This window comes from Pseudomonas sp. HMSC08G10 (assembly GCF_001808425.1).
GTDB classification, from domain to species: domain Bacteria; phylum Pseudomonadota; class Gammaproteobacteria; order Pseudomonadales; family Pseudomonadaceae; genus Aquipseudomonas; species Aquipseudomonas guariconensis.
In genome coordinates this window covers 93,932-119,892 of sequence record NZ_KV793283.1, presented here as the reverse complement: position 1 = coordinate 119,892, position 25,961 = coordinate 93,932, and the positions used below count along the sequence as shown (strand labels likewise).

22 protein-coding genes and 1 riboswitch are annotated in these 25,961 nt (G+C 63.1%); of the genes, 7 read left to right on the top strand and 15 right to left on the bottom strand.

The genetic code is table 11. The features are described 5' to 3' along the window. Positions 1 to 65: 65 nt before the first annotated feature. Positions 66 to 812 (top strand): RsiV family protein, encoded by a 747-nt coding sequence (locus HMPREF3173_RS00845; RefSeq protein WP_043207334.1) that lies wholly within the window; start codon positions 66 to 68, stop codon positions 810 to 812. On the opposite strand, the gene cytX is transcribed toward HMPREF3173_RS00845, so the two are convergent. Together cytX and thiC are read right to left on the bottom strand one after the other, a co-directional pair. Then, on the bottom strand, positions 781 to 2,064 hold the full coding sequence (gene cytX / locus HMPREF3173_RS00840) for a putative hydroxymethylpyrimidine transporter CytX (protein WP_070571116.1): 1,284 nt from the start codon (positions 2,062 to 2,064) through the stop codon (positions 781 to 783). The genes HMPREF3173_RS00845 and cytX overlap by 32 nt on opposite strands. 184 nt (positions 2,065 to 2,248) lie before the next feature. After that, on the bottom strand, positions 2,249 to 4,135 hold the full coding sequence (thiC, locus tag HMPREF3173_RS00835; RefSeq protein WP_070571115.1) for a phosphomethylpyrimidine synthase ThiC: 1,887 nt from the start codon (positions 4,133 to 4,135) through the stop codon (positions 2,249 to 2,251). Between the two features lie 141 nt (positions 4,136 to 4,276). Continuing rightward, positions 4,277 to 4,383: riboswitch (TPP riboswitch) on the bottom strand. Between the two features lie 153 nt (positions 4,384 to 4,536). On the opposite strand from thiC, the gene HMPREF3173_RS00830 reads away from it, so the two are divergent. Next, complete coding sequence (locus tag HMPREF3173_RS00830; RefSeq protein WP_043207331.1) at positions 4,537 to 5,967, top strand: TolC family outer membrane protein; 1,431 nt, start codon at positions 4,537 to 4,539, stop codon at positions 5,965 to 5,967. Between the two features lie 76 nt (positions 5,968 to 6,043). Here the strand turns inward: HMPREF3173_RS00830 and HMPREF3173_RS00825 are convergent, their stop codons facing one another. The 3 genes from HMPREF3173_RS00825 to HMPREF3173_RS00815 all read right to left on the bottom strand — a co-directional run bounded on the left by HMPREF3173_RS00825 (position 6,044) and on the right by HMPREF3173_RS00815 (position 8,808). Next, positions 6,044 to 6,493, bottom strand: a complete 450-nt coding sequence (locus tag HMPREF3173_RS00825; protein ID WP_070571114.1) for a hypothetical protein — start codon at positions 6,491 to 6,493, stop codon at positions 6,044 to 6,046. A gap of 104 nt (positions 6,494 to 6,597) precedes the next feature. Then, complete coding sequence (gene waaA / locus HMPREF3173_RS00820) at positions 6,598 to 7,866, bottom strand: lipid IV(A) 3-deoxy-D-manno-octulosonic acid transferase (RefSeq protein WP_070571113.1); 1,269 nt, start codon at positions 7,864 to 7,866, stop codon at positions 6,598 to 6,600. A gap of 51 nt (positions 7,867 to 7,917) precedes the next feature. After that, positions 7,918 to 8,808: a LysR family transcriptional regulator gene (locus HMPREF3173_RS00815; RefSeq protein WP_043207326.1), complete on the bottom strand. Its 891-nt coding sequence runs from the start codon at positions 8,806 to 8,808 to the stop codon at positions 7,918 to 7,920. Positions 8,809 to 8,896: 88 nt separating this feature from the next. On the opposite strand from HMPREF3173_RS00815, the gene HMPREF3173_RS00810 reads away from it, so the two are divergent. The 4 genes from HMPREF3173_RS00810 (at position 8,897) to HMPREF3173_RS00795 (ending at position 12,436) form a co-directional block, all read left to right on the top strand. After that, on the top strand, positions 8,897 to 9,229 hold the full coding sequence (locus tag HMPREF3173_RS00810) for a DMT family transporter (RefSeq protein ID WP_043207325.1): 333 nt from the start codon (positions 8,897 to 8,899) through the stop codon (positions 9,227 to 9,229). A gap of 234 nt (positions 9,230 to 9,463) precedes the next feature. Then, complete coding sequence (locus tag HMPREF3173_RS00805) at positions 9,464 to 10,639, top strand: NAD(P)/FAD-dependent oxidoreductase (RefSeq protein WP_070571112.1); 1,176 nt, start codon at positions 9,464 to 9,466, stop codon at positions 10,637 to 10,639. Next, entirely contained in the window at positions 10,636 to 11,448 is an 813-nt protein-coding gene (locus tag HMPREF3173_RS00800) for an aldo/keto reductase (RefSeq protein WP_070571111.1), read from the top strand. The genes HMPREF3173_RS00805 and HMPREF3173_RS00800 overlap by 4 nt, the downstream gene beginning before the upstream one ends. A gap of 37 nt (positions 11,449 to 11,485) precedes the next feature. Continuing rightward, positions 11,486 to 12,436: a metal ABC transporter ATPase gene (locus HMPREF3173_RS00795; protein ID WP_070571110.1), complete on the top strand. Its 951-nt coding sequence runs from the start codon at positions 11,486 to 11,488 to the stop codon at positions 12,434 to 12,436. Between the two features lie 90 nt (positions 12,437 to 12,526). On the opposite strand, the gene hldE is transcribed toward HMPREF3173_RS00795, so the two are convergent. Together hldE and msbA are read right to left on the bottom strand one after the other, a co-directional pair. Further along, positions 12,527 to 13,948, bottom strand: a complete 1,422-nt coding sequence (hldE, locus tag HMPREF3173_RS00790) for a bifunctional D-glycero-beta-D-manno-heptose-7-phosphate kinase/D-glycero-beta-D-manno-heptose 1-phosphate adenylyltransferase HldE (RefSeq protein ID WP_043207322.1) — start codon at positions 13,946 to 13,948, stop codon at positions 12,527 to 12,529. A gap of 130 nt (positions 13,949 to 14,078) precedes the next feature. Next, a complete protein-coding gene (msbA, locus tag HMPREF3173_RS00785; RefSeq protein WP_043207321.1) occupies positions 14,079 to 15,887 on the bottom strand; it encodes a lipid A export permease/ATP-binding protein MsbA in 1,809 nt (602 codons plus the stop codon). 224 nt (positions 15,888 to 16,111) lie between these two features. On the opposite strand from msbA, the gene HMPREF3173_RS00780 reads away from it, so the two are divergent. Next, positions 16,112 to 16,717, top strand: coding sequence for a BUD32 family EKC/KEOPS complex subunit (locus tag HMPREF3173_RS00780; RefSeq protein WP_043207317.1), 606 nt, complete (start codon positions 16,112 to 16,114; stop codon positions 16,715 to 16,717). A gap of 128 nt (positions 16,718 to 16,845) precedes the next feature. Here HMPREF3173_RS00780 and HMPREF3173_RS00775 read toward each other — a convergent pair whose 3' ends face one another. From HMPREF3173_RS00775 to HMPREF3173_RS24205, 8 genes are all read right to left on the bottom strand, one after another. Continuing rightward, positions 16,846 to 17,802, bottom strand: coding sequence for a glycosyltransferase family protein (locus HMPREF3173_RS00775; RefSeq protein WP_070571109.1), 957 nt, complete (start codon positions 17,800 to 17,802; stop codon positions 16,846 to 16,848). A gap of 28 nt (positions 17,803 to 17,830) precedes the next feature. Further along, complete coding sequence (locus HMPREF3173_RS00770; RefSeq protein ID WP_043207313.1) at positions 17,831 to 19,246, bottom strand: PIG-L deacetylase family protein; 1,416 nt, start codon at positions 19,244 to 19,246, stop codon at positions 17,831 to 17,833. Beyond that, the gene (locus HMPREF3173_RS00765) at positions 19,243 to 20,139 is read right to left on the bottom strand and encodes an antimicrobial resistance protein Mig-14 (protein ID WP_070571108.1); all 897 of its coding nucleotides are present in this window, start codon (positions 20,137 to 20,139) and stop codon (positions 19,243 to 19,245) included. Before HMPREF3173_RS00765 ends, HMPREF3173_RS00770 begins: the two co-directional genes overlap by 4 nt. After that, positions 20,139 to 21,269, bottom strand: coding sequence for a glycosyltransferase (locus HMPREF3173_RS00760; RefSeq protein WP_070571107.1), 1,131 nt, complete (start codon positions 21,267 to 21,269; stop codon positions 20,139 to 20,141). The genes HMPREF3173_RS00765 and HMPREF3173_RS00760 overlap by 1 nt, the downstream gene beginning before the upstream one ends. Then, entirely contained in the window at positions 21,253 to 23,010 is a 1,758-nt protein-coding gene (locus HMPREF3173_RS00755) for a carbamoyltransferase family protein (protein WP_043207308.1), read from the bottom strand. Before HMPREF3173_RS00755 ends, HMPREF3173_RS00760 begins: the two co-directional genes overlap by 17 nt. 176 nt (positions 23,011 to 23,186) lie before the next feature. Then, entirely contained in the window at positions 23,187 to 24,023 is an 837-nt protein-coding gene (locus HMPREF3173_RS00750; protein ID WP_043207307.1) for a 23S rRNA (adenine(2030)-N(6))-methyltransferase RlmJ, read from the bottom strand. A 165-nt stretch (positions 24,024 to 24,188) separates the two neighbouring features. Then, positions 24,189 to 25,667, bottom strand: a complete 1,479-nt coding sequence (putP, locus tag HMPREF3173_RS00745; RefSeq protein ID WP_070571106.1) for a sodium/proline symporter PutP — start codon at positions 25,665 to 25,667, stop codon at positions 24,189 to 24,191. A 103-nt stretch (positions 25,668 to 25,770) separates the two neighbouring features. Continuing rightward, complete coding sequence (locus HMPREF3173_RS24205; protein ID WP_139146795.1) at positions 25,771 to 25,953, bottom strand: hypothetical protein; 183 nt, start codon at positions 25,951 to 25,953, stop codon at positions 25,771 to 25,773. Between the last annotated feature and the right edge of the window lie 8 nt (positions 25,954 to 25,961).

The following is a 25,961-nucleotide window of genomic DNA, read 5'->3' as shown; positions in this document are numbered from 1 at the left end:
TAGTGGCGAACTGAAGGCCGCGCCGACGGTCGAAGCTCGACTCCATCTGTTCTGCAAGGATCATCATGACGCTTGTCAAACTGACTTCCGTGGCTGTGCTGGCATTGGCCCTTGGCGCCTGCCAAAGCCTGTTCGAGCCCAACTACCGAGCCCCGCTCGAGGTCAAGCGCGACGCCTGGGAACACGTCAAACCCGGTTGCAGCGAGAGCGACTGCCCACTGGTGAACATCGACACCATTCATTTCCCGGCCCTGCCCAAGCTCGACGCCATCGTCGAACAGCGCCTGCTGCAGCTGACCGAAGACAACCAGCGCAGCACCGCGCCTACCTCGCTGCAAGCCTACGAGCAGCAATACCTGGCCAGTGCCGAAAAACGCAACAGCAGCTACCTGCAGGCCAAGGTACGCGAGCAGCATGACGGGCTGGTGATCATCGAACTGTCCAGCTACCTGGACAGCGGTGGCGCCCACGGCATGCCGGGGCGCGGGTTCATCAACTATTCGCGCAAGCTGGACAAGGTCCTGACCCTGCAAGACATGCTGCTGCCCGGTCAGGAGGAAACCTTCTGGAAGACGGTCGAGGAGTCCCACCGCGCCTGGATGATCAGCACCGGCATGGACAAGGACCCCGAGTTCATCAAGACCTGGCCGTTCCGCAAGTCCCCGCACGTGGCGCTGACCTATGGTGCGGTGGTGGTCAAGTACGAAGTCTATGCCATTGCGCCCTATTCCATGGGCCACATCGAACTGAAGATCCCCTACCCACGCCTCAACGGCGTGCTCAAGCCCGAGCTGTTTCCTGGCCGCGGCTGAGGCTCAGCAGGCCATGCAGTACCCCTGCCAGCAGCAGTGCCGGCAGGGTCGCTCCCAGCTCCGGTGCGACATTGGCCATGAAGTGATATGCCGCCACCCCCACCGCCCAGGCGACCAGCGCCTGCCAGTGTAAGCCACTGATCGCCGCCGGCATCTGCCGACGACGAATGACGAAGTGGTCCATCAGCACGACACCGAACAACGGCGCGAACACCGATCCGATCAACAGCAAGAAGTTTTGGTACTGCGCCAGCGGCGCCAGCAGGGCGATCAATGTGCACAGCACGCCGATGGCCAGGGCCAGGTGCTCGACCTTCATGCGCACCAGCAAACCCGTAGACACTGCAGCAGAATGGATGTCGGCAAAGGCGTTCTCCGACTCATCCAGCAAGATCAGCAGCAGTGGAATTCCCAGACCTGCCCCCGCCAAGGCCAGTAGCAGTGCATTGACCTCACCGCTCGGCGCGAAGGCCAGGGTGTAGGCCACGCCCAGGCTCATCAGCCAGGCATTGCCAATGAAAAAGCCCAGCGCCGTACCGCCGAACACGCGGCTGGCTCGCTGGCCGAAACGTGAGTAGTCGGCGATCAACGGCAACCACGACAACGGCATGGCGATGACGATGTCAAAGCCCACCGCCAGTGACATCGAGCCATCGCCCGCCTGGCGCCACAGGCCCGCCAGGTCCGCCTTGGCGAACAAGTTCCAGGTCAGCCACAGGCACGCCCCGAGCAGCAGCCAGATACCCCATTTGCGCAGCACCTTGCGCACGAAGGTCAGTGGGCCGCTCACCGCCAGCAAAGTGGCCAGAGCGCCAAAGCACAAGGTCCAGAGCAGAGGGCTGCTCCAGCCGCTGCCCTCGCCGAACGCCCGGGTGCCGAGCAGGCTGGCGGCATCGCGCATGACGATGATCTCAAACGAACCCCAGCCCACCAGTTGCAACAAGTTGAGCAGCGCCGGCAGACGCGCGCCATGACGCCCCAGGCTCAGGCGCAGGGTGGCCATGGCCGATAGCCCAGTGTCGCTGCCGATGACCCCGGCCGCCGCCAACAGCAGCACACCTACCGCGGAGCCCAGCGCGATCGCCAGCACCGAGCCTGCCAGGCCAAGGCCTGGCGCAAGCAGCGCGCCGACCTGCAGGACCATCAGGCCGATGCCGAGGGAGAACCAGAGGGAAAACAGGTCGCGGGCGCCGAATTGGCGCTGCCCGTGCGGGACCGGGTGGTCGGGGGAGAAGTGGCTGGGAGTGGTCATCGGCGGGCTTACCAGAGTTGTTGTTGGGGATACCGAGTCAAACTGACGAAGGGCACAGCCCTGTGGGAGTGGGTTTACCCACGAATGCGTCAGTGAACTCAGCATTCGCAGGTAAACCCGCCCCCACAGGGCCGTGCCCCACACAGAAAAATGTGCCCCTCCCACAGGAAGGGGCCGGGATGCGTTACACCTTTTTGTACAGCTGGCTGCCTTCCTGACGGAACCGCTCGGCCTGCTCGCGCATGCCCTCTTCCACGGACACATCCGTCGCCTCGATACGCTGGTTGGCTGCGTACTCACGGACTTCCTGGGTGATCTTCATAGAGCAGAACTTCGGCCCGCACATAGAGCAGAAGTGCGCGACCTTGGCCGACTCCTTGGGCAACGTCTCGTCGTGGAACGCACGGGCGGTGTCCGGGTCCAGGCCGAGGTTGAACTGGTCTTCCCAACGGAACTCGAAGCGTGCCTTGGACAAGGCATTGTCGCGGATCTGCGCCCCCGGGTGGCCCTTGGCCAAGTCAGCGGCGTGCGCGGCGATCTTGTAGGTGATGATGCCGGTCTTGACGTCGTCCTTGTTCGGCAGGCCCAGGTGCTCCTTGGGCGTCACGTAGCAGAGCATGGCGCAGCCGAACCAGCCGATCATCGCGGCACCGATACCGGAGGTGATGTGATCGTAGCCAGGGGCGATGTCGGTGGTCAGGGGGCCCAGCGTATAGAACGGCGCCTCATCGCAGCACTCGAGCTGCTTGTCCATGTTTTCCTTGATCAACTGCATCGGCACGTGGCCCGGGCCTTCGATCATGCACTGCACGTCATGCTTCCAGGCGATCTTGGTCAGCTCGCCCAGGGTTTCCAGCTCACCGAACTGGGCCGCGTCGTTGGCATCGGCGATCGAGCCCGGACGCAGGCCGTCGCCCAGCGAGAAGCTGACGTCGTAGGCCTTCATGATTTCGCAGATCTCATCGAAGTGCGTGTACAGGAAGTTTTCCTTGTGATGCGCCAGGCACCACTTGGCCATGATCGAGCCACCACGGCTGACGATACCGGTGACCCGCTTGGCGGTCAGCGGTACGTAGCGCAGCAGCACGCCGGCATGGATGGTGAAGTAGTCCACGCCCTGCTCGGCCTGTTCGATCAGGGTGTCGCGGAACAGCTCCCAGGTCAGGTCCTCGGCCACACCGCCGACCTTTTCCAGGGCCTGGTAGATCGGCACGGTGCCGATCGGTACCGGCGAGTTGCGGATGATCCACTCGCGGGTTTCATGAATGTGCTTGCCGGTGGACAGGTCCATGACCGTGTCCGAACCCCAGCGGATGCCCCAGGTCAGCTTGGCCACTTCTTCCTCGATCGAGGACCCCAGGGCACTGTTGCCGATGTTGCCGTTGATCTTCACCAGGAAGTTGCGGCCGATGATCATCGGCTCAAGCTCCGGGTGGTTGATGTTGGCGGGGATGATCGCGCGGCCGCGGGCGATTTCCTCGCGCACGAACTCAGGGGTGATTTCCTTGGGAATGCTGGCACCGAAGCTGTGCCCGGCGTGCTGCTGGTCCAGCAGGCCAGCGGCGCGGGCCTCCTGCAGCTTCATGTTCTCGCGGATGGCGACGTATTCCATCTCGGCGGTGATGATGCCCTGACGTGCATAGTGCATCTGGGTGACGTTGGCGCCTGGCTTGGCACGGCGCGGGTTGCGCACGTGGGCAAAACGCAGCTTGGCCAGTTCGGGGTCGCTCAGGCGCTGCTGACCGAAGTTCGAGCTCAGGCCATCCAGGCGCACGGTATCGCCACGGGCCTCGATCCACGCCGAGCGCACATCGCCCAAGCCTTTGCGCACATCGATGACGACGTTGGGATCGGTGTAGGGACCAGAAGTGTCGTACACCAGCACCGGCGCATTCTGCTCGCCACCGAAGTCCGTCGGCGTGTCATGCAGGCTGATCTCGCGCATGGGTACGCGGATATCGGGGCGCGAGCCTTCGACATAGACCTTGCGCGAACGGGGGAAAGGTTGCACGGACTGCTGGTCGACTTGCGCCGACTCGCTGAGGTGGATCGATTTTTCTTGTTGGCTCATCACAGGCTCTCCAGACAGCGTGGAATGTCGGGGAGAACCTGAAGGGGCGCGGATACACCTAGGACGGTGTGGTGCCGGATGCGAGAAGTGCCTTGAGCTTGAGCTTCGACAATCCCGGACCTGGCACAAGATCTCGCCGGGAAAGCGAGCAATCTTGTTCCCTACGCAGGCGCTAACCTGATCAGGTTCAACGGGATCCGGAACTATCCGATCTCAGCCTTCGATTCAAGGCACCCCGACAAGAACATGCGCAGTCTAGACTCAAGTGGTCGGCAAAGCCAAGCGTGTAGATTGGCGAATGATGAAAGGCACGTCAGGCGATTGTTGCCAGGTGCGCCCGGCACTACACTGGCCCATCGCTCGATACTCAACAGTTCAGAAATTCATTTCAAGGATTGCCTATGCTGCGCAAACTCTCACTGGCGATAGCCGTGTCTTGTGCGTCCAATGCAGTGGTCTGGGCAGCGGATATGCCCACGACGGTGAAAACCGACCTGGTCAGCGTTTACCAGGAGGCGGTCGACAACAACGCCGACCTGGCCGCCGCCCGCGCCGACTACGGCGCCCGTCGCGAAGTGGTCCCCCAGGCCCGGGCCGGACTGCTGCCGAACCTGTCGGCAGGTGCCGAGATGCTCAACACCCGCACCAAGATCGACGAGCCCTCAATCACGTCCAACCGCAGCGGCAACTCCTGGAGCGCCACACTGGCGCAGCCGATCTTCCGTGCCGACCGCTGGTTCCAGTTGCAGGCGGCCGAAGCCGTCAATGAACAGGCGGCCCTTGAGCTGTCGGCCACCGAACAGAACCTGATTCTGCAAACCGCCGAAAACTACTTCGCGGTACTGCGCGCCCAGGACAACCTGGCCTCGACCAAAGCCGAGGAAGCGGCCTTCAAGCGCCAGCTGGACCAGTCCAACGAGCGCTTCGACGTCGGCCTTTCGGACAAGACCGACGTGCTGCAGTCCCAGGCCAGTTACGACACCGCCCGGGCCAACCGGATCATCGCCGAGCGCCAGGTACAGGATGCCTTCGAGGCCCTGGTGACCCTGACCAACCGCGAATACAGCTCGATCCAGGGCGTGGTCCATACCCTACCGGTGCAGGTGCCAATCCCCAACGATGCCAAGGCCTGGGTCGATACCGCGGCGCGGCAGAACCTCAACCTGCTTGCCACCAACCATGCCGTGACCGCCGCCGAGGAAACCCTGCGCCAGCGCAAGGCCGGCCACGCCCCGACGCTCGATGCTGTGGCCAAGTACCAAAAAGGCGACAATGACAGTCTCGGCTTCACCAACCCCTCGCCCTTTGGGCGCTACAGCGGCGACGTGGAGCAGACCAGCATCGGCCTTCAGTTGAACATCCCGATCTACAGTGGCGGGCTGACCAGTTCCCAAGTGCGCGAAGCGTACCAGCGCCTGAGCCAGAGCGAACAGCAGCGCGAAAGCCTGCGTCGTCAGGTGGTGGAGAACACCCGCAACCTGCACCGTGCAGTGAACACAGACGTGGAACAGGTACAGGCGCGCAAGCAATCGATCATTTCCAACCAGAGTGCCCTGGAGGCTACCGAGATCGGCTACCAGGTCGGTACCCGCAACATCGTCGACGTACTCGATGCCCAGCGCCAGCTTTACACCTCGGTGCGCGACTACAACAACAGCCGCTACGACTACATCCTCGACAACCTGCGCCTCAAGCAAGCTGCCGGGACGCTCAGCCCGCAAGACCTGCAGGACTTGGGCCGCTATCTGAAAGCCGACTACAACCCGGACAAGGACTTCCTCCCACCCGACCTGGCAGCCGCGGCGGCAAAGAACTTCGAGCGGCGACCTTGAGGACGCGCTACAGCTACTTCACGGACACGCCTGCCGAGCGGCTCGTGAAGTAGCTGGCACAGCCTGTCGATGCACATCACTTCATGAAGAAACGAATTGCATTGTGATCGCCATCGACATGCAGCGAGGATCTGCAGTCGGCGTAAGCCTCGCCGATGGACGCGGCATGAAGCCTGACACGCCGCAGGTCGTACATGATGCTGAAATTACACGCCAGAGCGCCCGAGGTCACGAGGACCTCCTCAACGAAGCTATGCTTGCCCAGCACCTCCGGCACCATCTCCAACCTGCCCTGATCGTCGTCATCCACCGACCAACTGGCATTGCCATCGATAGTGAAGTGCGGCCCTCTCAGGGCGTCGATGAAATAGGCCCCGGTGTGCTGGATGCTGGCGTTTGGATCCGGGTAGGTCACGCTCACGCTGGCCCACGGTTCGATGAACTTTGGGTACTTCGGCACACCGATCGAGGCCTGTGCCGACAAGGCGGTCATCAGGCCGAACGCGGTGAGTGTCCTGCTGTACATGCGGCGTCTCCTCCAATCTTCGACACGCCTGTTGGCGTCCTGAACAGGAGCGTAGGCAGCACGCACAGCGCAAATGAACTATCTGTTTGCCACCTTTTGCGTCATCACAGCCATTTCGCCAATGCCTGCACAAGCCGGTCCAGGGCCCCTTGATTGGCTTGCATCACGGCCTTGCCCGCCAGCCCCATGCGCCGGGCATCCTGTGGCAGCTCGATCAAGCGGCGTATAGCGCCAGCCAGTCCCTCGGCATCATCCACCTGCTGCAAGGCACCGGCCTCACGCAACATGGCGGTGATCTCGAGGAAATTGAACACATGCGGTCCCATGACCACCGGCAAGGCCAGCGCAGCAGGCTCCAGTGGGTTGTGCCCGCCGGTAGCCACCAGGCTTCCGCCGACGAAGGCGATATCAGCCAATGCGTAGAGGAACAGCAATTCGCCCATGGTGTCGCCCAACAGCACCGCAGTCTGGCCGGTCACCGGCGCCCCCAGGGAGCGTCGCACCGTGGCGAACTGATCGCGGCACAAGGCATACACCGCATCGAAACGCTCCGGATGACGCGGCACCAGAATCAGCAGCGCATCGCCATGAACCTGCAACAACTGCCGGTGGGCCTCCAGGATCAGCGCATCCTCACCCTCGTGGGTACTGGCGGCGATCCACACGGGGCGCTGCTCGGCGCCCCACTGTTCGCGCAACGCCTTGGCACGTGGTTGCAGTTGCTCGTCGATTTTCAGGTCGAACTTGATCGAGCCGGTCACCTGCACGCACTCGGGGCGCGCGCCCAAGCTGCGGAAACGCTCGGCCTCGACCTCGGTCTGCACGGCGATCAGGCTCATCTCGGCGAGCATCGGACCGGTCAGCCCGGCAAAGCGCGCGTAACCGCGGGCCGAACGCTCGGACAGCCGAGCATTGGCCAAGGCCACCGGGATGCCGCGCTTGGTGCATTGGTGAATGTGGTTTGGCCACAGCTCGGTTTCCATGATGATGCCTAGCCGTGGCCGCACATGATCGAGGAAACGCCCGGCGGCCCACGGCAGATCGTATGGCAGGTAGCAATGCTGAATGCGCGACTCCTCGGCGAACATCGCACGGATCCGCTCCGACCCGGTCGGGGTCATGCAGGTCAGGGTAATGGGCAAGTCCGGGTAGGCCTTGAGCAGGGCGCGAATCATCGGCGCCGCAGCGATGCTCTCGCCCACCGACACCGCATGCACCCAGATGCCTCCCTGGCGCATGGGCGCAAGCTTGCAGGCAAAGCGCTCGGCGATGCGCTGGCCGTAGGCCGGAGCCTTGCGGGCGCGCAGGTACAGGCGCAGCGCGACCAGCGGCAGGCCCAGGTGAAACAGCAAGGTATAGAGGGTTCTGTTCATGGCGACGCAGTGTACTAGGAACCGCAGGAAAAGGCCTGCAAGCGGCGAGCCTCAGCCAATCGCCCGCAGGTGCACGGCGAAGCGCTCGGCCAACCATTGCGCCGCCGGCCCCAACGGCTGGTCGCGGCGCCAAGCCAGCTCGACCACCAGCGCCGGCGGGCGCCACTCGCTGTCCAGTTCGACCATGTGCGTTTGGTAGGTCGGATACTGCACCACATGCCGCGGCAGCCAGGCCCAGCCCAGGCCACGCATCAGCAGTTCGGCCATTGAATAGAAGCTGTCGGCGCGCCACACCTGCGGACTGATCGCCTCGCCACCGGGATAACCGCTTTGCTGGGGCGTGATCAGCAATTGCCGATGACGCGCCAGCTGCTGACGACTGACCCGCTGCTCGCGGGCCAGCGGATGCCCCACGGCGCAGACCGTGACCATCTCGACACTGCCCAGCGCCCGCCGCTCCAGCGAGGCGGGAATCTGCTCGTGATGGAAGAACAACCCCAGGTCCGCGCGCCGCTCGACCAGCTTGCGCGCCACATCCCCCTGAGCACCGCTGGCCAGTTGCACCTCGAGGAACGGAAAGCGGGTGGACAGCTCGTCTAGGCTGTCGATGACCGGCTGGTAGGGCATGGCTTCGTCATTGGCTACCCGCAGCAGTGCTTCCTGCCCCCGCATCAATGCCAAGGCCCGGCCGTCCAGACGCTCGCACTGGCGTAGCAGCTCGCGGGCATCCTCGAGCAGGGCCGCACCGCTCTCGGTCAAACGTGGCTGGCGCCCGCTGCTGCGCTCGAACAACGTTACGCCCAAGTCCGTCTCCAACAGCGCGATTGCATTGCTGATGGCTGACTGCGCCTTGCGCTGCTCCCGTGCGACAGCAGAAAACGACCGCAACTCGGCCACCCGCAGGAACAGACGCAGCTGATCCAGACTCCACTGCTCAGCCATTGAACCTATCTCCAAGTTAGATAGGTAATGACTTTACCGCATTTCACCTAGGCCTAGAATGCGAGGCCTGGCAACGGAGACTCGCACCATGAACGCATATACCTACCTGACCATCGCCATCTGCGCAGAAGTCATCGCCACCGCTTCCATGAAAGCAGTGAAGGGCTTGAGCACACCGCTGCCACTGCTGTTGATGGTGTGCGGTTACGCCGTGGCGTTCTGGATGCTGACGCTGGTGGTGCGCAGCATTCCAGTGGGTATCGCCTACGCCATCTGGTCGGGCCTGGGCATCGTGCTGATCAGCGCGGTGGCGCTGGTGATCTATGGGCAGAAGCTGGACTTCCCGGCGATGCTGGGCATGGCCATGATCGTCGGTGGCGTAGTGGTGATCCAGCTGTTCTCCAAGACCGCGGGGCACTGAGCGACAGCGCATTTCATGCACGCCCATGGGCGGCAAGCATCTTGCCCTGTGGTGGTGCCCTCTTCAGCGGGCAAACCCGCCCTTACCGGTTCTTCGGCGCTCATAGGAACACCGCTGTAACGGTGGGAGCGGGTTTACCCGCGAACGCGACAACACGGTCTGCACCTCTCCCCGGACAAGCATCACGCCACAGCCTGTATACTGGGCAACTGTCCCAGTTCTAGAGGTGCCCGCATGCCATCTGCCATTTCCACTGACGTGCTGATCGTCGGCGCCGGGGTCGCAGGCCTCTGGCTCAATGCCCGGCTGCAGCGCCTGGGGTACTCGACCGTGCTGGTCGAACGCGCCAGCCTCGGCGGCGAGCAGACCATCAAGTCCCAGGGCATCATCCACGGCGGTACCAAGTACGCCCTGCATGGCGCCCTGACCGGCGCATCGGAGGCCATCGCCGACATGCCTCGCCGCTGGCGCGAAGCACTGGCCGGCAACGGCGAGCTCGACCTCAGCAAGACCCGCATTCTCTCCGAAGCCCACTACCTGTGGTCTCCTGGCACCCTGGCCGGCAACCTCACCAGCTTCTTCGCCAGCAAAGCCGTGCGCGGTCGGGTCGATCAGGTCAAGGGCGATCAATTGCCCCCCGCTCTGCAGGATCGTGCCTTCAAGGGCAAGGTCTATCGCCTGGCCGAACTGGTCATCGACGTGCCCAGCCTGCTCGCCAACCTGGCCGAACTGGCCGGCGACAGCCTACTGGCCGGCGAGCGCATCGAACCCTTGAAAGAAGGCGACGAGCTCGTCGGCTTGCGTGTCGATGACCGTGAGATCCGTGCCCAACGCATCGTCCTCAGCGCCGGCGCGGGCACCGAGGCGCTGCTCCAGGCCCTGGGACTGAGCCAACCCGCCATGCAACGCCGTCCGCTGCATATGGTCATGGCCAAGGGGCCGAATCTCAAACCGCTCTACGCCCACTGCCTGGGCGGCGGCCCCAAGCCTCGGGTGACCGTCACCACCCACCCGGCTGCGGACGGGCAATGGGTTTGGTACCTGGGGGGGGATTTGGCCGAAGCCGAGGGGGTCGCCCGCGAGCCTGCGGCGCAGATCGCCGCGGCGCAAAAGGAAATCGCCAGCCTGTTGCCATGGGTCGACCAGAACCCAGTTCGCTGGGCCACCCTGCGTGTCGATCGCGCAGAACCTGCGCAATCAGGCCTGGTACGCCCGGACAACGCCTTCCTGGCTGACCAGCAGCGCCTGCTGGTGGGCTGGCCGACGAAGCTGGCCCTGGCTCCGGATTTTGCTGATCGCGTCTTGGCGAGCCTGGATCGGGACGGCATCCGCCCCACCGCCCAACCGGACCTGGCCGACTTGCCCCGCCCACCGGTTGGCGTGCCTGCCTGGGAGCAACTGCTGCCATGAGCCTGCCGACCCTGCACGACCTCCACCGCCCGCTGGGCAGCACCGGCCTGAAGGTCTCGCCGCTGGGCCTGGGCACCGTCAAGCTTGGCCGGGACCAGGGCGTCAAATACCCCACCGGTTTCACCATTCCAGGTGATGACGAGGCCCGGCTGTTGCTGGCCCAGGCGCGAGAGCTGGGTATCAATCTCATCGACACCGCCCCTGCCTATGGCCGCAGCGAGGAACGCCTGGGGCCACTGCTGCGCGGGCAGCGCGACGAGTGGGTGATCGTCAGCAAAGTGGGTGAGGAGTTCGAGGACGGCCAGTCACGATTCGACTTCAGTGCCGCCCATACTCGCCTGTCGGTGGAGCGCAGCCTGCATCGTCTGGAGACCGACCGCATCGAGCTGGTGCTGGTGCATTCGGACGGCAACGACCTGGCAATCCTCGAACAGCAAGGCGTCTACCAGACCCTCGCCGAGCTCAAGCAGGAGGGCAAGATCCTCGGCTACGGCCTGTCCGGCAAGACTGTAGCCGGCGGACTCAAGGCACTGGAGCAAGGCGACTGCGCCATGGTCACCTACAACCTCAACGAGCAGGCGGAACGCCCGGTGCTGGACTACGCTGCCGAACACGGCAAGGCCATCCTGGTGAAAAAGGCCTTGGCCAGCGGGCACATCTGCCTCGCGCCCGGGGTCGATCCGGTGCAGGCCAGCTTCGAGCTGCTGTTCTCCCACCCGGGGGTGAGCAGTGCTATCGTCGGTACCATCAACCCGTTGCACCTGGTCCATAACGTGGCCACCGTCGCCCGAATCCTGGGACGGCCTTGAATCGCCCAGACGGGCGCCCAACGCAAGGAGGAGCCTCGTGCCGCGAACGCTGATCCGCAAGAACCCGAGCAACTTCAAAACTTTGCCGCTGCATGTCGAAGCCACGCCCGACGGCCTGACCTACAAGCCCATCGGCATGCCGTTGAACTTCTCCCAAGTGCAGCAGCGACGCAAAGCCATTCAGCTGGGCAACCCGGAGCGCTTCGTGGTCGAACTGGCCAACCTCGGGGTATCGGTGCGTCTGACCTTGCATTGGCAGCATCGCGACTACTGGGTGCTGGTGCGCCAGCGCCGCCAGGATCGTGGCGATGTCGTGCTCAAGCTTATTTCCGGTTATGTCCCGGCCCAGGAACTGAACCTGCCGCTGCACACCGCCATCCAGGAGGTGGCCGAGGAGTGCCTGATGGAGACGCCCGAAGGCTGGCTCGGAGGGCGTTTCAACGATACCTGGCTGCCAGCCCCCTACGCCGACGCCCTGCACTACCGCGAGGCGTTACCGTTTGTTCTATCCCCCGAGTCCGGTGCAGCCCGTCCGGTTCACTGCGACAACCTCATGCTGTTGGAACGCCCACGCGCCTATGTGCACCTGCCAACGGCATCCCTGCAGTTGATCTATGACCTTCGCCTGCAGGTCCCCCGGGAGGCCAAGTCGCTCAGTTTGTTCCATGTCGACGAACGGCTGGAAGGTGACCAACTGGTCGCACGCCTGAACCGCAAGCGCCCTGACTTGTATCTGATGCCACTGATCGATGGCCAGCCCACGGCCGAGCTCTATACCTTGAAGAAAGACCAACTGGTGCCTGCAAGCACCCGCGGTCTGTACCTGGCCGAAAGCTTTGCCCGACAGGAAGGCTGGGTGGTGAAGGATGAGCGGATTCGCTGGAAAGAGTGGATCAAGCAACAAGGCCTTGAGCAGGCGTCGACCTCGCACCTGCAGCGATTCAGCGATAAGGCGCGGGCGCTGTTGCAGCGCGCGCTGCACAAGTAACGACAGCAGGCCTTACAGGCCAATCGCGTGACAAGCTCCCAACAAGCATTGCGCTACAGGGGAATTGTCACGCGATATCTTCGTTGCAGATCAGTGCTTGCGGATCTTCTCGACGATGGCGGTGGTCGAGCTGTTCTCCACCAGTCCCAGCACCTTCACGGTGCCACCGTAGGCCTTGACGATATCGGCGCCGACCACCTGGTCGATGCCATAGTCGCCGCCCTTGACCAGCACGTCCGGTTTGACCTGGCTGAGCAGGTTTTCCGGCGTGCCTTCAGGGAAACTGATGACCCAATCCACGGCCCCCAGGCCAGCCAGTACGGCCATGCGACGGTCGACACTGTTGATTGGCCGACCCGGCCCTTTGAGACGGCTGACCGAAGCATCGTCATTGACCGCCACGATCAGGCGGTCACCTTGAGCGCGAGCCTGTTCCAGGTAGGTCACATGCCCAGCGTGGAGAATGTCGAAACACCCGTTGGTGAAGACGATCTTTTCGTTGTGTGCCCGGGCATCATCGATGGCCAGCAGCAACTGGTCGAGGGTGAGCACGCCGCGCTCGGAGCCCTCTTCACGCTGGATCGCCCGGCGCAGCTCCGGCGCGCTGATGGCAGCGGTACCCAGTTTGCCGACCACGATACCTGCAGCCAGGTTGGCCAGGGCAACAGCGTGGGGAAGATCCTCGCCGGCGGCAATGGCTGCGGCCAGGGTCGAGATCACGGTATCGCCGGCACCGGTGACATCGAACACTTCACGGGCCCGGGCGGGCAGGTGCAGCGCCGGGTGCCCGGTGCGCAGCAGGGTCATGCCATGCTCGCCACGGGTCACGAGCAGCGCGCCAAGTTCCAGATCCTGGAGCAATTGCAGACCCTTGGCGACCAGTTCGGCCTCGTCGGCGCAACGACCTACGATCGTCTCGAACTCGCTGAGGTTCGGGGTGATCAGACTGGCGCCGCGGTAGATGGAAAAGTCCTTGCCCTTGGGGTCTGCCAACACTGGAATGCCCTTGGCCCGAGCCGCCTGGATCAAGCTCTGATGGTTCTTCAGCGCCCCCTTGCCGTAGTCGGACAGGACCAGCACCTTGATGCCTTCGAGCAGCTCATCGACCTCCTCGCCCAACGACAACGGGTCGGTGGCGAACGGTTCTTCGAAATCGATGCGCAACAGCTGTTGGTGACGGCTCATGACCCGCAGCTTGACGATGGTCGGCTGATGAGCGATGCGCTGGAAGACCGAGCGCACACCTGCAGCCTGCAGGCTGTTGGCGAGGCTGTCGGCAGCCTCGTCCTGACCGGTCACGCCGACCAGCGAGGCAGGCGCGCCAAGGGCAGCGATGTTCAGTGCGACGTTGGCCGCGCCGCCGGGGCGATCCTCGATCTGCTCGACCTTGACCACCGGCACCGGTGCTTCGGGAGAGATCCGCGAGGTACCGCCATGCCAGTAGCGGTCGAGCATGACATCACCGACCACCAGGACCGGGGCTTGATCGAAACGCGGCATGGACAACTTCATGGGCAACCCATATGAAAAATAATGAACAGGGGCAGGATATTAGCACAGGGTCGGCGACGGCTTTATGGCCAGCTGCGATCTGTGCGTTACCAATAATGATCGGGGCCGAGAGGGCCCCGATTCAGGGGGGTCAGGTGATATCGGCCTTTTCCGGCTCATCCAGCCCCATTGCGTGCAAGCGGGCATAATGGCCATTGGCCTGGAGCAGCTCGGCGTGGGTGCCACGCTCCACCAGGCGGCCTTGGTCCATGACCAGAATCAGGTCGGCCTTCTCGATGGTCGACAGGCGGTGGGCGATCACCAGGGTGGTGCGGCCTTCCATCACGTGGTCCAACGCCGCCTGGATGTGCCGCTCGGATTCGGTATCCAGTGCCGAGGTCGCCTCGTCGAGGATTAGCAGCGGTGCGTTCTTGAGCAGTGCGCGGGCAATCGCCAAGCGCTGGCGCTGGCCACCGGAAAGCAGCACGCCGTTCTCGCCGACTTCGGTGTCGAAACCCTTGGGTAGCTGGTCGACGAAATCCTTGGCGTAGGCATCGGCAGCCGCCGCCTCGATCGCCTCACGCGGCGCACCGGCCAGGTCGCCATAGGCAATGTTGTTGGCCACGGTATCGTTGAACAGAGTGACGTGCTGCGTCACCTGGGACACATGTCGACGCAGATTGCGCAGTCGGTATTGTTCGATCTCCACACCATCAAGCAGGATCTGTCCCTGATCATGGTGATAGAAGCGTGGAATCAGCGCCGCTAGCGTGGACTTGCCGCTGCCGGAACGCCCAACCAGTGCGATCATCTGCCCAGGCTCGGCGGTAAAACTGATGTCGCTCAGTACCTGGCGCTCGGTCCCTGGGTAGGTGAAGCTGAGGTTGCGCACCTCCAGGCGGCCTTCCACCTTGTCCTTTTCCACGGTACCGGTGTCCACCTCGGGCTTCTCGTCCAACTGCTCGAAGATGCTCTCGGCGCCGGCCAGGCCCTTCTGGATGGTCGAGCTGACTTCCGAAAGCTGGCGGATCGGCTTGGGCAGCAGGCCCGCGGCGGTGATGTAAGCCACCAGGTCGCCCGCCGAAGCATCGCCACGCAGGAACAGCACCAGGAACATCAGCGCGGCCATGGCGCTGTAGATCACCAGCTGCAGCATCGGCGTGTACAGCGCGCCGGTCTTGGTCATGCGCAGTTGTTTGTCCGTATTGCTCTGGCTGGCGTTGCTGAAGCGACGCTGCTCGTAGGCCTCGCCGCCGAAGCTGCGGACCACGCGATAGCCCTGGATGGTCTCGGAGGCTACATGGGTGACGTCCCCCATGGCCACCTGGATCTTCTTGCTCTGCTTGCGAAACTTCTTGCTCGCGGTGCTGACCATCAGGGCGATGACCGGCAGGATGGCAACCATCACCAAGGTCAGCTTCCAGTTCATCCACAGCAGGTAGGCGAACAGGAACACCACGGTCAGGCCTTCGCGAATCACCACTTTGATCGCATCGGTGGCGGCGCCGGTGACCATGGTCACGTTGAAGGTGATGCGGGAAATCAGGTGACCGGAGTTGTGGCTGTCGAAGTAGCGGTTCGGCAGCACCAACAGCTTGTTGAACAACTCCACCCGCAGGTCATGCACCAACCCCAGGGATACCTTGGCCAGGTAGTAGTTGCCCAGGAACGAACCCAGGCCCTGCCAGGCTGCGATCAGGATGATCAGCAACGGCACGGCCTGCAGCAACTGCATGTCTTTGAGGTAGGGCACGTCCGGGAACAGGACCGCCTGTGGATCGCTCAATCCATCGACGAAATACTTGAGAATCCCCGCCAGCATCGGCTGGGTGGAGGCGAAGATCACGAAGCCCACGATACTCAGCAGGAAAATGCCGATATAGGGTTTGACGTAGCTCAGCAGCCGGAAGTAGATCTTCAGGCTGGAGGTTTGCTCCGCCGGTAGCGGTGTTTCGGCCATCATCGAGCTCGCTGTTCAGGTTGAACCGGAAATTTTAACACAGGGTTTGTCCAGGGCACCCGTCGGGGCAGCACCGGACCCACATGACCAGCCTCTTCGCAGGCCGGCGCAATGCTTCTTGGCTTCGATCCCTGAAACAATCCAACGCCACCATCATGGTACTGGCGCGTTATTTTCGGCATTATTGCCGGTCATTTTGCTTGCCAGACGACAAGGCCCTACCCATGCAATGCTCCCGGCTCTCCCAGGTCGACTTCGATCAGCTGACACTCGGTGCCAAGGTTCTAGAGGCAGATAGCTACGGCGCCAAAGTCTACCTGCTAGGGAATGGCAATATCCTTAAAATCTTTCGTCGCAAGCGTTTGATTTCATCTGCATTGTTGCGCCCCTACTCGCAACGCTTCGTCGAGAATGCGGCACGCCTGACGCAACTGGGAATCCCGACTCTGCAGGTGATCAGCCACCACAAGCTCGAACTGCCAGGACGCACCGCCGTGCTGTACCGCCCACTGCCGGGCGAAACACTGCTGCAGCTGTCGCGCAAACCCGGGTTCAGTTGGGACGCCCTTATGCCTCAACTGATCGAGTTGATCCGTCACTTGCACCGTTCGGGCATTTATTTCCGCTCGTTGCACCTGGGTAACGTGGTGATGACACCCGACCAGCGCCTTGGGCTGATCGATGTGGCGGACATGCGCTTCCTGCGCGCACCGCTTTCGGCGCGAATGGTTCGGCGTAACGTCCAGCACATGGCGCGGTACATCGAGCGAGAAAAACTCGCCAATCAGTTCCCCGTCGCCGATTTCGAGGCTGCCCTGCTGGCCCATTGAGGCCTGCTAATCGATTGCGGCTGTCAGGTCCTGGGGCCGCTTCGCCAGCACCTACCAAGACTGCGCTGGGCCGCACACCGGCCCCGGCAGCTGGAAGCCGCCGCCGAGCCCCAGGTAAAAGAGGCCGGTCAGAATCCCAGTGCCAGGCGCAGACGCTGCCAACGGGTCAGCGGCGGATGCGGACGCAGCGCAGGCACCAGATGCTCGACGATGCTGCGTCCTACCTGGGCGAAGCTAAAGCGTGACACCGCAAGCTCACGACCATTACGCGCGATGCGCTCGGCAAGTTCGGGGTCGTTGCGCAGTACCGCCAATTTCTCCCGCAAGGTCGGAATGCTGTCGTACAGCACCACGTTGTGCATGTCCTCAAGACCCAGTGCACGGTTCTCCGCCTCGCCCTGGTCATAGGCCAGCAGCACGCAGCCACAGGCCATGGCCTCGAAGTTCTTGATCATGTATTCGCCCATGCCCACATCGGCGCTGACGAAGAAGCGAATGCGGTTGAGCGTATTGCAGTAGTCCTCGCCGGACTTGGTGCGGGTGACCACCAGGTTCTCCACCTGACCAAGCTCATCGAGCAACGCCTTGCGACCACTGTAGGCGACGCTTCCAGTGCTGCCGACGAAGGCCAGCTCGATATCGCGCTCGCGCCCCTGGTCTGTGAGCAATTGCTCGTCGTAACCCTTGGGCACGAACACTGCGTCGAAACCTTCCTGGCGCAGGCGCTCGCTGACCATATAGCCGGAGCTGATCACCCGAGCCCACGGCAGCTTGCGATAATGCGCACTGAACTTGCCGGTGTACTTGCACGGGATGTAGTTCTGGTAGGCGTCGTGCTCGAGAATCACCAGGTTGGGCACGCTGCGGATGAACGGGACCTGGCGGATCTCCTGCTTGAAGCGCAGGAAGAACACGATCCGGTCATAGCGCGTTACATCCACCTCGCGCTTGAAGTAGCGGCGCAGGTTGCGCTGGTCCTCGCTGCTCAGCCAGCGCAGGTCGCAATCGCAATTGGCGGCCACCCCATCGTACAGGCGGTCGAGGATCGCCCGTTGCTCCTTCTGCACCAGAAATAGGACTTTCATTGCTTTGCTTGGGCCTCTGCGCCTTCAATCATTCGTCGCGCTCAAACGTGCGACGCCAGAACAGCTCGTGGCGGCGTACCGCCTTGCGGAAGAATTCGTTCTCGCCATAAGGCGATGGCTTGCGTCCGGCCAGCCAGCGTTGCAGGGCACGCCGCAAGCGACGCTTGAACGGCGCGCTGGGCTGCAGGTCATGCATCATGCCCAAGGCCATGGCCTTGTCGCGCTGGATAGCAAGACTCAATACCTGGCTGCAGGGTGCCCAGACCTGGTCGGCACTCAACTGCGGGGGCAAGGCAACGCCGTCGCCGCTGTCACCCATCGGCCAGCGGTCATTGTCGTGCAGGTGGTTGGCGTAGCACAGCAGCGTCTCGGGCTGCCAGTCCAGGCCCTGCAACGCTTCGAGCACCGCCGCTTGGGCACAGATGTGATCCGGATGTGGATCGAGCTGTGGATGTGGCATCACCAGCACCTGGGGCCGCGCCCGCTCCAGGACGGCACGCAGATCGGCCAGTAGGTTGTTCCAGGTCGGTGCACCATCGGCATCGCCTGGCAAGTCGAAGGGGTTGAAACGGCGGAAGGGGCGGATGTCGGCCATGTCCGCCTCACGCGAGCCCACCGGCATGTCCGGCGCCGCTTGCATCGCCGGCAACTGCAGACAGAAATAGCCCAACTGCACACAGCGCGACTCAGGCACACCCGCCCAGCGCGGCACCGCGATGCTGTCCCAGGCGCGCAGACGGCCCTTCAGGCGCGCCGCCTCAGCCTTGGGCAGGCCCATCTGCTGATAGTGCTCGGCCTCTATCTCACCTGCGGTCAGGGTGACCACCCAGGCTTCTTCGGCCTGGCTATACAGGCCATAGGCAGCAAGCTCGGCGTCATCTGCATGGGGTGCGATGACCATCACACGGCGCTTGTGCAATTCGACCGAGGGGGTTATCCACAGGCGAGGCTCGCCGACCAGCCGACAGTGGCGACCGCGCAAACGCAAGACACCCGCCATCAGGGGCGCGGCGAAACCGGTCAGGTTCAAGAAACGGACACCATCGACGCCGCGTTCGAAAGTCTGGCAGTCCTGCTCGGACTCACCATCAAGCAGCACCTGCGGGTCGAGAAAACGCCCCAACCAGTTGGCTTTGACCCGTACTTCGAGGATCAGCGTCTCATCGCCTGCCAGTGGCACATCGACCTGGAGCCGGTCACCCTGAAGCCGCGCAGCGGCCTGGCGGGTCAGTTCGCCGAATCGGTAGGCATAGTCTTCGGAGGGCGAATAGAACAGGTGGTCAGCGAACCAGGCCTCGTGGGCAATCCAAACCAGCGGCAATAGCACCAGTGGCAGCCACCACCAAGTCAACACCCCCAGGGCGGCCAGCACCATGAGCCCGGCCAGCAGCCCCAGGCGCTTGTTGCGCCGATGGCGTTTGAGCAACTGCTGCTTGCGGCTCACGACTGGAACACCGGCACGGGGTTGCACCAGCGGTCCTTGTACTCGCGGTCGGCGCGACCGAAGGAGAATCGCAGCGGTTTGTTACGCGCCCTGGCGTCCTCCCAGGCAGCCTGGGTATTGAGGAAGCTCAGGACGCTGCCCGGGCTGAAGGCCTTGGTCTCTGGGTCGACACCGCCGTTGATGTATTCGACGCTGATCCATTCCGGCGCCTCGACCCGGTACACCAGCTGGATCGCGATCGGCGCCCCATCGAGCAGCAACACCGAGCCGATCAACAGGTCACGCAGGCGCTCCAGCACCTCAGCCATACGCGCCGCGCCCGTGGCCGGGAACCCCCAGCGGCGCATGAACAGGTCGCAGTAGATGGCGGCAATTTCGCTCGCGCTGAAGTCGCTGATCGGCCGCACCACACCGCCCGCCTCTTCCAGCAGGCGCAGCTCGCGGCGCTGGTTGTAACGGAACTTCTTCGACAAGTCTTCATGGGCACGGGCCATGGCCAGCTGCTCGGCTTGCGCCTTGAGCCCTGTGAATCGACCTTGGTTCAACTCGGAAAGATAACGCGCCGCATGGCGCAGTGGCGCACCAGCATCGGGAGCTGCGGGCAGGATGATTTCCGCATTGCCCAGGTCGAACAGGCCCTTCTTACCGTGGCGCTTGAGCACGGCCTTGGACAGCGCCAGGTGACGCCCCCAAGTCGGAATAGCAGCCTTGAGCTCGCCAGCGTGGTGCCAACCCAGGTAACGCACAGGGATCTGCGCCAGGTCCGCCAATTGCTCGACCACCTGCGGATGGGTGGCGACACTGCCGCCGAAACGATGCCAGGCATCGGCGTAGGCCTGATCGTCGATGACGGACCAGCCGCGCTCGCGCAGGACCCGGATATGATTGAGCATCACGCCTCCGCCACCAATGCCCGCACCTGCGGCAAGGCCCAGAAGGCCTCGCGTACGGCCTGGTCGGAAAATCGCTCATGCAGGCGTTGTAGCATGTGCTCGGCGCACGCCTGACGCTGCGCCACATCCAGCCCGGCCATATGCTTCAGGCCTTGGGCCAGCTGACCGACATCCCCAAGCGGGAACAACACGCCCACGCCTTCAACCACCTCGAGGGCCCCACCACACGCCGTGGCGAGCAGCGGTACGCCGGCGACCATCGCCTCCAGCAGAACCATGCCGAACGGCTCATGGTCGGAGCTCAGGGCGAACACGTCGAACGCCTGGAAATAGCGCCGCGCATTGGGCACCTGGCCCAGAAAATCCACCTGACCGGCAATACCCAGCTGCGCCGCCTGCGCCTTGAGCGCAGCTTCCAGGCGGCCCTCTCCCAGGATCGCCAGACGGGCGCCAGCTGGCAGATCGGGTAGCGCCTCGGCAAAGCCGCGAAGCAAAGTGGCCTGGTCCTTGTCGGGATGCAGGCGACCGACGTTGCCGACGACCCAGGCCTGCGGATCGAGCCCCAGCGCCCGGCGCGCCTCCTCACGAGGCACCAGGCCGGCCTGCAGCCCCTGGACATCGATGCGGTTGTACAGTGTCTGGATTCGCTCGACCGGCCACTGCGCCAGGCAACGGCGCATGTCGTCACGCACCGCATCGGAAACGCCGAGCAGACTCAGACGCTTTTTGAACAGGTTGGCGAACAGGCGCCGACCGCCGCGCTGGTAGTCACCGAACGCATGGTGCACGCCGATCACCGGCAAGCGGGTACCCAGCAGAGCCACATAGATCGGCTTGAAGCGGTGGGCGATGCAGAAGCTGAAGTCGCGGGCCGCGGCGATCTTGCGCAACGCGGCGATCGCGCCCAGCTTCAGGCCACGTACGGCCTTGGAGCTGAACTCCAGAAACAACACTTCGTCCGACGCGCAGCCTGCGGCTACCTGGGGGTCGGCCTTTCCGGTGAGAAAGACCGTGGTGACCTTGTAGCCGCTGCCCTGGAACAGACTGGCATATTGACGGGCGCAATCGAGGAATGGCCCGTCATAGCCGTGGCAGAACTGCAGGACGCGCCGTTCAGAGCGGTTGGTCATAAGGCGCCGCGCCGTCCTTGACTACCAGGATGTCCTCCATGATCAGGTACTGCAGGTCCGAGCCGAAGAACATGTTCAGGGCATCGGTCGGCGAGCAGATCATGGGTTCCCCACGGCGGTTGAGCGACGTGTTCAGCGACACGCCGTTGCCGGTCAGGTCCTCGAGGGCCTTCATCATGTCGTAGTAACGCGGGTTGTACTCACGCTTGAGCACCTGGGCGCGAGAGGTGCCGTCCTCATGGACCACCTCTGGCACACGGGTTTTCCATTCCTCGGCGACCTCGAAGGTGAAGGTCATGAACGGCGCGGGATGATCGACCTTGATCATCTGCGGCCCTACAGTGTCGAGCATCGACGGGCAGAAGGGTCTCCAGCGCTCACGGAACTTGATCTGCTCGTTGATCCGGTCGGCCACGCCCGGCACGCTCGGGCAACCGATGATCGAACGACCACCCAGCGCACGCGGGCCGAACTCCATGCGGCCCTGGAACCAGGCCACTGGGTTGCCATCGACCATGATCTTGGCGATACGCTGCGGCATGTCGTCGATCTTGCGCCATTTCGGTGCATTTGGATGACGGGCACAGGCGGCGATCACATCTTCGTTGGAGTACGAAGGGCCGAGGTAGACGTGCTCCATCTTCTCGACCGGCACGCCGCGGGCGTGGGAAACATACGCTGCGGCACCGACGGCGGTACCGGCATCGCCCGAGGCAGGCTGCACGAACAGTTCCTTGACGTCTGGGCGGGCGATGATCTTCTGGTTGAGCTTGACGTTCAGCGCGCAGCCGCCGGCGAAGGCGAGTTTGCCACCCTGCTTGAGGATGTCGCCCAGGTAGTAGTCGATCATTTGCAGCGCGAGCTTCTCGAACAGCGCCTGCATGCTCGCGGCGTAGTGGATGTATGGCTCGTCGGCGATGTCGCCTTCGCGCTTGGGCCCCAGCCACTCGATCAGCTTGGGCGAGAAGTAGAAACCTTTGCCCTTCTCTTTATAGCGGCGCAGGCCAATGACGTTGGCGTACTCGGTGTTGATCACCAGCTCGCCGTTCTCGAAGCTGGCCAGACGGGAGAAGTCATACTTGCTGGCGTCGCCATAGGGCGCCATGCCCATGACCTTGAATTCGCCATCGAGCATCTCGAAACCGAGGAACTCGGTGATCGCGCCATACAGGCCACCCAGAGAGTCCGGATCGTAGAACTCCTTGATCTTGTGGATCTTGCCGTTCTCGCCGTAGCCGAAGAAGGTGGTGGCGTACTCGCCCTTGCCGTCGATGCCCAGGATCGCGGTCTTTTCCTTGAAGCCCGAGCAGTGGTAGGCGCTGGAGGCGTGGGCCAGGTGGTGTTCGACCGGTTCGATCTTGATCTTCTTCGGGTCGAAGCCCAGCTGCTCCAGGCACCAGACGATCTTCTTGCGGTAACGCTTGTAGCGACGGTTGCCCATCAGGATCGCGTCGAGGGCGCGGTCCGGGGCGTACCAGTAGCGCTTGGCATAGTGCCAGCGCGCCTTGCCGAACAGGCTGATGGGGGCGAACGGAATGGCCACTACGTCGACGTCGGACGGCTTGATGCCGGCCTGCTCCAGGCAGAACTTCGCCGACTCGTAGGGCATGCGGTTCTTCGCATGCTTGTCACGCACGAAGCGCTCTTCTTCGGCGGCGGCAACCAGTTTACCGTCGATGTACAGGGCCGCGGAAGGGTCATGGCTAAGGGCGCCGGACAGGCCAAGAATCGTCAATGCCAAGGGTCTAGCCTCTTCTTTCGGTAGGGATGCGCCATCGGCCTTGCAGGCGGATGGCGGCTAAAGGGCGGAATTATAACGCAAACAGCAGGGGGTGCGATTGCTGGAAGGGGCTACAGGAAGCAGCGCTGTACCATGAGCGAGTTCGCAGCCTGGCATGGCTGCGCAACAGGCCCTTGTCACTCGGCGATCAGCCAGTCCATGCGGAAGCTGCCGGCCGTTTGCGCCAGCTCCTTGGCCAACCACGGCAACAACTCGCGCAGCTCCTCTTCCAGACCCCACGGCGGGTTGGCGATAGCCAGGCCCGAGCCATTGAGACCCTGGGGGCTGTCCTGATGATGGACATACAACTCGACCCGCAGCAGCTTGGGCGCCCCGGTGCTGGTGAGGTCTTGATAGAACCGCGTGAGCGATCGCTGATCCTTGATCGGGTACCAGATCGCAGCGACGGTCTGGCGCATGCGGCCGATCGCCTCTTTCATCGCCACGGTGCAGCGCTTGAGCTCATCGGCCTGCTCGAAAGGCGGGTCGATCAACATCACCGCGCGCTTCTCCTGCACCGGCAGCAATGCCCGAGGCACGTGCCAGCCCTCGCCCAGGTGCACGACTACCCGCGGGTCCTTCTTCATGTTTTCCTTGAGCAGCGGGCCGTCTTCGGGGTGCTTCTCGTTGAGCAGCGCCCGATCCTGCTGACGCATCAGGCGCCGCGCCAGCTCCGGGGAACCGGGGTAATAGCGCAGCTCACCGTCCGGATTCAGGCGCTTGATGATACGCAGGTAGTCAGCGGTGACGGCCGGCAGGTCTTCGCGATTCCACAGTCGGGCGACACCTTCGAGGTACTCACCGGTGCGGGTCGCCTGGTCGCCCTGCAAATCATACAGACCGAGGCCGGCATGGGTATCGATGTAGGCGAACGGCTGCTCCTTGCGCGACATCAGGGCGATGAGGCGAGTCAGCACGATGTGCTTGAGGACGTCGGCGTGATTGCCGGCGTGGAAGGCGTGACGATAGTTCATGGCAACTCCTGCGGGGGCGACAAGTTTACCTTGTCAGGCAGGCGGAGTCAGGCCTGACTGTCGATCGGCGCATGCTGCACTCGCGGGCAAGCCCGCCTCCCCCAGGGCAATTGGAGCCTGTGGGACCGGGCTTGCCGCGAACAAAGCAGTTGTCCTAACGCAGGATCACTTCTCAGCGTGATACGCCGCGTCAGCTTTCTCGAAGCGCGACACCATGCTGCCGGTCGGGGCACCCAGCTTGCTCACCACTACGATGGCGATGCTGGCGAACAGGAAGCCCGGGATGATTTCGTACAGACCCAGCCCAACGTAGTTCTTCCACAGAATCACCGTCAGGGCGCCGACCACGATACCGGCCAGTGCGCCGTTGCGGGTCATGCCCTTCCACAGCACGGAGATCAGAACGACCGGACCGAAAGCGGCACCGAAACCTGCCCATGCGTAGGCCACCAGGCCCAGTACGCGGTTTTCCGGATTGGCGGCCATGGCGATGGCGATCAGAGCCACGGCCAGCACCATCAGGCGGCCGACCCAGACCAGTTCACGCTGGGAAGCATTCTTGCGCAGGAAGGATTTGTAGAAATCTTCGGTCAGGGCGCTGGAGCACACCAACAACTGGCAGCTCAGGGTGCTCATCACCGCAGCCAGGATGGCCGACAGCAAGACACCCGCGATCCAGGGGTTGAACAGGATCTTGGCCAGCTCGATGAACACACGCTCGTGGTTCTCGGTGACAGGACCCGCGACTTCGGGGTGAGCCGAGAAGTAGGCGATACCAAAGAAACCGACGGCGCAGGTACCGGCCAGGCACAGGATCATCCAGGTCATGGAGATGCGACGGGCCTTGGCGATCGACTTGACCGAGTCGGCGGCCATGAAGCGCGCCAGGATGTGAGGCTGGCCGAAGTAACCCAGACCCCAGCCCATCAGCGAGATGATGCCGATGAAGGTCGCACCGCGGAACATGTCGAAGTTTGCAGGGTTCTGCGCTTCAATGGCGAGGAAGGTGGTGTCAAAGCCGCCGGTGGAGATCAGCACGATGATCGGCGTGAGGATCAGGGCAAAGATCATCAGCGAAGCCTGTACGGTATCGGTCCAGCTCACCGCCAGGAAACCACCGACGAAGGTGTAGGCGATGGTGGCGGCCGCGCCGGCCCACAGGGCGGTCTCGTAAGGCATGTCGAAGGTGCTTTCGAACAGGCGGGCACCGGCGACGATGCCGGAGGCGCAGTAGATGGTGAAGAACACCAGGATGACGATGGCCGAGATGATCCGCAGCAGGCCGCTGTTGTCTTCGAAACGGCTGGAGAAGTAGTCCGGCAGGGTCAGGGCATCGCCGTTGTACTCGGTCTGCACGCGCAGGCGACCGGCAACGAACAGCCAGTTGAGGTAGGCACCGACGGTCAGGCCGATGGCGATCCAGGCTTCGGAAAGACCTGCGAAGTAGATGGCGCCCGGCAGGCCCATCAGCAGCCAGCCGCTCATGTCGGAGGCGCCGGCGGAAAGCGCGGTGACCACGCTACCAAGGCTGCGACCGCCCAGGATGTAGTCGGAGAGGTTCTTGGTGGAGCGATAGGCGGCGAAGCCGATCAGCACCATTGCCGCAATGTAGATCACGAAGGTGATCGTGAGTGGATTGCCCATGGTTGTGCCCTGGCGTTGTTTTTATGTTTTGCGACCGCCGGCAAGGCGGTTGCACCTAGGCGGCGCATCCTATGCAACAACATGAACGAGGTGCAACCATTTTTCATTTGCAAGTTGCACCTACACCTGCATTTTCAGACAAAATCGCTTCTTTGCGCCTTTTTGTTTCAAAAACTGGGTTTTTCATAAGAAAAAGCACCAAGAAAGTACATTTTTCTGCCACCCATGAGGCCGTCGGACGAGTTGCACCTACGCCGATCAAAAAACGGGTTGCACCCGGTTGCACCCGGATTG

Coding starts and splice junctions, on each gene's coding strand:
- HMPREF3173_RS00845 (WP_043207334.1), top strand. CDS start 66: ATGACGCTTGTCAAACTGACTTCCGTGGCTGTGCTGGCATTGGCCCTT.
- cytX (WP_070571116.1), bottom strand. CDS start 2,064: ATGACCACTCCCAGCCACTTCTCCCCCGACCACCCGGTCCCGCACGGG.
- thiC (WP_070571115.1), bottom strand. CDS start 4,135: ATGAGCCAACAAGAAAAATCGATCCACCTCAGCGAGTCGGCGCAAGTC.
- HMPREF3173_RS00830 (WP_043207331.1), top strand. CDS start 4,537: ATGCTGCGCAAACTCTCACTGGCGATAGCCGTGTCTTGTGCGTCCAAT.
- HMPREF3173_RS00825 (WP_070571114.1), bottom strand. CDS start 6,493: ATGTACAGCAGGACACTCACCGCGTTCGGCCTGATGACCGCCTTGTCG.
- waaA (WP_070571113.1), bottom strand. CDS start 7,866: ATGAACAGAACCCTCTATACCTTGCTGTTTCACCTGGGCCTGCCGCTG.
- HMPREF3173_RS00815 (WP_043207326.1), bottom strand. CDS start 8,808: ATGGCTGAGCAGTGGAGTCTGGATCAGCTGCGTCTGTTCCTGCGGGTG.
- HMPREF3173_RS00810 (WP_043207325.1), top strand. CDS start 8,897: ATGAACGCATATACCTACCTGACCATCGCCATCTGCGCAGAAGTCATC.
- HMPREF3173_RS00805 (WP_070571112.1), top strand. CDS start 9,464: ATGCCATCTGCCATTTCCACTGACGTGCTGATCGTCGGCGCCGGGGTC.
- HMPREF3173_RS00800 (WP_070571111.1), top strand. CDS start 10,636: ATGAGCCTGCCGACCCTGCACGACCTCCACCGCCCGCTGGGCAGCACC.
- hldE (WP_043207322.1), bottom strand. CDS start 13,948: ATGAAGTTGTCCATGCCGCGTTTCGATCAAGCCCCGGTCCTGGTGGTC.
- msbA (WP_043207321.1), bottom strand. CDS start 15,887: ATGGCCGAAACACCGCTACCGGCGGAGCAAACCTCCAGCCTGAAGATC.
- HMPREF3173_RS00780 (WP_043207317.1), top strand. CDS start 16,112: ATGCAATGCTCCCGGCTCTCCCAGGTCGACTTCGATCAGCTGACACTC.
- HMPREF3173_RS00775 (WP_070571109.1), bottom strand. CDS start 17,802: ATGAAAGTCCTATTTCTGGTGCAGAAGGAGCAACGGGCGATCCTCGAC.
- HMPREF3173_RS00765 (WP_070571108.1), bottom strand. CDS start 20,139: ATGCTCAATCATATCCGGGTCCTGCGCGAGCGCGGCTGGTCCGTCATC.
- HMPREF3173_RS00760 (WP_070571107.1), bottom strand. CDS start 21,269: ATGACCAACCGCTCTGAACGGCGCGTCCTGCAGTTCTGCCACGGCTAT.
- HMPREF3173_RS00750 (WP_043207307.1), bottom strand. CDS start 24,023: ATGAACTATCGTCACGCCTTCCACGCCGGCAATCACGCCGACGTCCTC.
- putP (WP_070571106.1), bottom strand. CDS start 25,667: ATGGGCAATCCACTCACGATCACCTTCGTGATCTACATTGCGGCAATG.